The 6,191-nt window shown below is 39.1% G+C and carries 6 protein-coding genes; all 6 read left to right on the forward strand.

Annotation, left to right across the window (positions count from 1 at the left end; genetic code table 11):
- On the forward strand, positions 1-1,043 hold a 1,043-nt coding region (locus JZO85_RS22790; RefSeq protein WP_207110804.1), incomplete at its 5' end, for a WxL domain-containing protein.
- Between the two features lie 11 nt (positions 1,044-1,054).
- Positions 1,055-1,285, forward strand: a complete 231-nt coding sequence (locus tag JZO85_RS22795) for a hypothetical protein (protein WP_207110805.1) — start codon at positions 1,055-1,057, stop codon at positions 1,283-1,285.
- Positions 1,286-1,310: 25 nt separating this feature from the next.
- The gene (locus tag JZO85_RS22800; RefSeq protein ID WP_207110806.1) at positions 1,311-2,003 is read left to right on the forward strand and encodes a winged helix-turn-helix domain-containing protein; all 693 of its coding nucleotides are present in this window, start codon (positions 1,311-1,313) and stop codon (positions 2,001-2,003) included.
- 102 nt (positions 2,004-2,105) lie between these two features.
- Positions 2,106-2,414, forward strand: coding sequence for a hypothetical protein (locus JZO85_RS22805; RefSeq protein WP_207110807.1), 309 nt, complete (start codon positions 2,106-2,108; stop codon positions 2,412-2,414).
- A gap of 1,534 nt (positions 2,415-3,948) precedes the next feature.
- On the forward strand, positions 3,949-5,055 hold the full coding sequence (locus JZO85_RS22810; protein ID WP_207110808.1) for a tyrosine-type recombinase/integrase: 1,107 nt from the start codon (positions 3,949-3,951) through the stop codon (positions 5,053-5,055).
- A gap of 381 nt (positions 5,056-5,436) precedes the next feature.
- Entirely contained in the window at positions 5,437-6,120 is a 684-nt protein-coding gene (locus JZO85_RS22815) for a WxL domain-containing protein (protein WP_207110809.1), read from the forward strand.
- The last annotated feature ends 71 nt before the right edge of the window (positions 6,121-6,191 follow it).

The raw sequence follows: 6,191 nt of genomic DNA on the forward strand, positions 1-6,191 counted from the left end.
ATAATAAACAGTTACAGTTTAATTATTCCGAAAGTGATTTAACAGAGGGGGCTTCATCTGGATATAAAAGTTATGGTGGAACCATTCGTTTTGCTCCGGTTAGTGACTTGGAAAGTCAGCTTGTTTTAGAACCAGAGGATGAAAAAAAAGTAGAATCTGGCGGTACGGTTGCTTGGAAGTGGACAATCAAGAGTATCAATCCTCTTAAAGCAGAGAATGTTCATGCGACTCTCACTTTACCTACAGGTCTTGTGATCGATCCCAGCAGTATTAAACGTGACGGAGTACCAGCGTCCCTTTCTGATATTGATGGGTCAACCAACTTAGGCGATTTAGATCAGCACCAAAATATTACCTTTGAATTCACTACTACTGCGACTGGTAATGCAAATGACTGGTTAAAAGCTATCGGACGATTAGATTGGCAAGACTCACAATCAAGAACAAACCAGACAGAGGGTTCTGTTCAGATCAAAGATGACGAACAGACGTATACGCCGAAAACCCAAGAGGATATGGCTTTGCTGTCGGTTCCGGAATCATTCCGATTTGGACTTTGGGATGTAAAGAATACAGCCCAGACTTTTTCACTTCATTCATCCAATTATCTGACGAATACTGAAGTGGTGTCTGAAGGGTTTTATACACGATTACGAGACGATCGAGCAGTCAATAGCGGCTGGAAACTTAGTGCACAACTATCTGATTTTAAAGATAGTACAAGTGAGGTTATGCCAAACAGTGCTGGAACCTCGTTGCGAATGCAAGACCTGTCGATCGAGTCCATTGTCGATCGGGACACACCATCTGAAGCAATTGATCCAACACCTACAGGTGTGCCCTCTACTGTGTTGGCTGATGAAACCTTAGTCGCCGGTCAAACGGCAAAACCTTTAGTTACGGCAGGCACAGGAGAAGGAGCAGAAACTTGGCAGCTTCGGATTCCTTTTGATAAGGTCTCGTTACAGTTACCGGCGAATGCTGGAAAGAAAAATACGTATTATTCCGCGACCTTGACGTGGTCCCTGGATGATACGCCATAGGGGAGAATGCTATGTCAATACAAGTATGGATCGGAGTATTCGGGATCGTCGCACTTGTTTCAATGAGTGCTTTTGCTTACTTTTTTATTAAAGACAGTCGCCTTTCCGCAAAAGTGGGACGAAAAGGAACGACGCTGCTGGTGGATTGCGGGTTGCTGTTTGTTTCGTTGCTCTCAATTATAGCGGGTGTACTCCTTTATATGAACTGGCAAGAACAATTGAATTACTTCTTAAATCGATAAATAGTGAAAAAGACGGAGGACGATCATGACAAGAATACTGCTGCTAACGAAAAATATAGATAACGAAGACAACTTTGAAAAACAATTAAGACAATTGGGAAACGAAGTGTTCACTTCCATTTCTTTGATTGAGGGTATTTTGTCTGATCGTGTGCCGGACAGCTTTTTATCGATGTACCATCAAGTGATTTTTAGTGAAACCATTGATACGAAATTAGTTGCCGCTTTAGTGTCAACCTTAAAAAGACACGCGCTGATTCTTCTGAGAAAAACAGATGAGCAATTGAATGAAACGCAAACACTCGAATGGCAAGAGCTGGGGCTGTCGGATTGGATTAAGTGTTACCCAACGTTAGAAACACTCCGAGATCAATTGACTTGTGATCAAACAGGATTAGTGAATACGGATGTTTCACCTGTTCACCCGAAAAAGAACCTAGCGATATCAAGTCTTCCATTGAGCACATCTGAAGAAAGATTGTTGACGATTTTGTATCAACGCCAGACCGTTGTTATTTCTCGAGAAGACCTCTGCAGAGAAATGTGGAGGAAACCCAAAACGCACTCGACAATGTCTCAACTCTCGACCTTAATCAGTAAATTGAAGCGAAAGCTAGAAGAAGTCGGTCTAACTGGAGAGATCATTGAAACCTCTTGGGGGCAAGGGTATCGCCTGTCGGAACAAGCCTATCAACAGTTATACATGGAAGAGCATTAAATGTAGTGTTACATCAAGGTCTTGATCCTAAAGACGCCACTAATTTCTTCGTTCAACTTCTACAGATTTCTCGAAAGTAAAATAAAGGAGACTGTTGTTGCTATGTTTGAGGTATTAGCTGAATTACTAGCTGAATTAATTTTTGCTGGTTTGATAGAGGGTATCCTTCCTTCTTCTTCTGCGACTAGCTCAAAAAAAGTGAAAATCTGGCATGCCTTTTTTCGCACAACATTCTATCTTTTAGCAACTGGACTATTTGTTTTATTAGCCCTAGGGGCTACAAATCGGAAACAGCTGATTTATGGTTTCATTGGAGTTGCCTGCTTTGGCGCTATGATAAAAACAAATTGGACATCTTACCAACGTCATAAAAAGTGGCAAATGAGAAAGAAGAACGTTAATACCCACTAAGCGTCAGAAAAAAAGACACTTAATTAAGCATAAAACAGCTATAAAACGCAAATATGAGCGCTTTATAGCTGTTTTAAGTCTTTTGGGGGGCACTGGTACACGCAACAAAGTAGCTCGCGTGATTAAATAAATTTTATTGATTTATCAAGGTTTTATTCATTACCATATTTTGGAGAAATACAAAACCCAACAAATTCTTGACGCAATCCAGAGTTTCGTTTATTTTGACGTAACAAAAAAAACTTGTTATAATTCAGGTGTAGGTAAAAGGTGCTGGTAACACCTTTTACAAAACTGTTTCGGCAGTGATACAGGGTTTAGCTTAGAGGATTACTCCTTTAAGCTTTTTATTTTGTTCGCAATCTCTAACACCAAATTAATGATCGTTAGGACTGCAATAATGTTTTGCAACACTATTTTTCAGAACGTAACCTTTCCCATTCCACTGTGATTCATTGGCAGACCTCCTTACAACCAACGTTTCAAAAAGAAATTGTAAAGTTGCCGGGGTCACCACGACCGAACAATACTACACCTGAATAATAACAAGTCTTGTATTAGTATATCATATCTATTTTCATGTTGAGTGGAATATTTTTGACGTGGACCTTTTGATGACGGATGTTACAAAAATTGCTTGTATGCCACTTCAAGAAGTGGCACAGACTGTAGACCAAATAGGTTTCTAGCTCGGATTTGAGTTAGAAACCTATTTTTATCTGACTGGTATCCGATTTTAAATCAACAATTTCTTGCTGCTCAAGGAGGGAGTATTCTGTTCTTTGATCCATTTTCCATTAAACGGGGAAATAACATTAAATTTATTTAAAGAACATAGAAAAAGCTGAGTAATTCTCTTCTTTGAGAGGGAACATAAAACCTATTCTGAAAAAAGAGACGGTTTGATCGCGTGCTATTTCTTCTCTAGTGCGTCAATTCATTCTACTCCTACTACATTTTCTTTTATATTTCCTTGAATAAATAGCGTTTGGTTACTCTTGGTAAAAAAAGAGACTTTGTCTACAGTCTGAGGACTTCTTTTTGAAGTCCTTTTTTTGTTTTTATCAGATTTCCTAAAAATGTACGTTTAGAGTACGTTTTTAGGAAACCCCTTAATACATACGCATGCTAAACTCCATTCTCTGAGATCCCTTGTATGGGACGAGGGATTCTTAGAGGACCATTAGACATAGGAGAAATGATTGAATGAATAAAAAAAGCATCTCCTGAACTTGGGAGATGTTTTCATCATTCGTAAAGTTAATGATTTGTTAATTATAACTTTACATTTCCTTGGTTTCATGAAAACCAAGTTAAACAATTAACCTAGAACTCAAAAAACTAGTTAAAATTAACTGTCTGATTCATTATAATTCATTTAAAAGATCATTTCAATGCTTATTTTGACAAAAAGTTATCGAAGTTCATTTTTATCTTAATTTTAGATTGGAATATATATACCGAAATAATAAAAATTGGTGAAAAGAGGGTTGTATAGACCGTCATTTTCGCCGTCAAATGAAAGGAGAAAACTATGCGTAGAGGAGAAAATATTTATAAGAGAAAAGATGGCCGTTGGGAGGGCCGATATCAAAAAGGGCGGAAGGCCAATGGTCAAGTAAAATACGGCTACGTCTATGGTGGATCGTTACAAGAGGTACGGATGAAACTCTATCCTTTAAAAATTCGTTATCAAACCATTCAAAGTATTCAAGGAAATTCTTGTATTCCATTAGAGGAGTGGGGTTCCCAGTGGTTGAGTCGGATGCAAAGGAAGGTAAAACCCTCCACGTATGCCAATTATCAGTACAAATTGACAAAGTATGTCTTTCCTTTTATTGGAAATCAGTTGCTAAATGAGTTGACCTCAGAGAGTGGAAAAGAACTGATTCAACAGTGGTCTCGTTACGGATTAAAACGTTCCACGATGAAAGTAATTCTACAGATCTTATGTCAGTGCTTAAACCAAGCAAAGAAATTGGACTATCTAAAGGAAAATCCATTTACTTCTATTGAATTGCCTAAAGAGAGAAAACAGAAGATTCGTTCCTTGACTCAAAAAGAACAACAGCATTTAGAAAAAGTGGCGATTAACGCGAGTGGAAGTCATGGTATACCAACGATTTTAGCGTTGTACACTGGCTTGCGTATTGGAGAAATTGCTGCCTTGCGTTGGTCAGATATCGATTTCGATCGAAATTTGATGACCGTCTCCCATACGTATCAACGTTTAGCATTGTCAGATGGGGCTCATAAGACACAACTGATCTATGACACCGCGAAGACAGATGCGGCCGCACGAATCGTTCCTTTCGGGAAGAAAGTAAGAAAGCTATTGCGTCGACTAAAGAAAGCATCGAATAGTCTGTATGTTTTCTCCAGAAAGAATCGCCCCATCGAACCGCGCTTGTTAACCTATCATTTTCACCGGTTATGCGAGAAAGCCGAAATCAAGGATATTCACTTCCACCAATTGCGACACACCTTTGCGACACGTTGCTTGGAGGCTCAAGGAGATATTCTATCTGTAAGCGCTCTGTTGGGGCATACATCTACGCAGTTGACTTTAGATACGTATGCAGATTCCATGCTTGAACAGCGTGTTCAAGTGATCTATCAAATGGAAAAAATTTTAAAATAGACGACTGACTAAAATCCTAAAAAAATTTTTTGCTAAGAGATTTTGGAGAGGTTTTTTTCTTTTCTTAAGAAAGCGCTTACCGGAATAGAGCTCGCATTCTTTATTCGCATTTCTTCATGTTGAGGTAGAAGTGCGTTCCTAAATGATAATCTTTGAATGCTTTTCCCGTCAGTTCCCGTCAGAACTCGTCAAGAACGCTGTATTACCAAGGATAAGCACACTTTTCATGGTTTTCATGAAACCAAGAGAAAAGAGGCACTCTACCGAAACGTAGTTTCCATAATAATAATTAATTTTAACAGAAAGTAGTCCATTTGCTAAAACAGAAAGCTCCACTTTCTGTTTAGAATAAAAATTAGAATAAAAAAGGAGAGAAATAGGATGAAAGATTTAAAAGGAAAGTTAGTCATCAGTTTAGCTAGCCTATCCGTTTTGGGGTTGGCATTTGCGGGAAGTATTGGAGGATTTGCGGATACTTTGGATACGCCGGTAAGGGTTCAATTCGAAACAGAAGGACATGTTACAAATCCAGATCCAGATCCAGAAGTATTACAAATGCGGTTTGTGCCCAACCTTGTTGATTTCGGGAATACGCACACTGCAGGAAATGCCTTAACACAATCTATCGGAACAACTGGGAAATATGTGGCCCTATATGATGGCAGAGACAGCAGTGTGACAAACAATGAATGGACATTGTCAGCCAGTGCGTCTAACTTAACGAACCCAGTAGCCTCTTCTCAAATCATCAACTCAGGGAAAATTAAGGTTTCTGTTGGAGATATGAAGGATTGGGCTGCTCCAAGTGCACCAACGGCAGCGAATACAACAACTAATGCAGCGAACATTACTGTAGGGAGTGGAATCGCAGCGGGTGTTGCAGAATTAACATTAGATGGAACATCTACCGAACTCGCAAAAACTGATTCAAGTATTAGCGATCATGGGTACGCATTACCGATTAATTCCATGACTTTGGAATTGGCCGCGGGAGATTCAACCACTGCATTTGCAGGTCAGGCATTTTACGGCAATATCACGTGGGCGCTAACTGATTCATTCTAATCATTTTATTGAGTGAAAGAGAAGAGGATTGTTCTCTTCTCTTTCTTTTATTAAGTCTAATGGTAATAAGT

The organism is Candidatus Enterococcus murrayae, assembly GCF_017315985.1.
GTDB lineage: Bacteria > Bacillota > Bacilli > Lactobacillales > Enterococcaceae > Enterococcus_A > Enterococcus_A murrayae.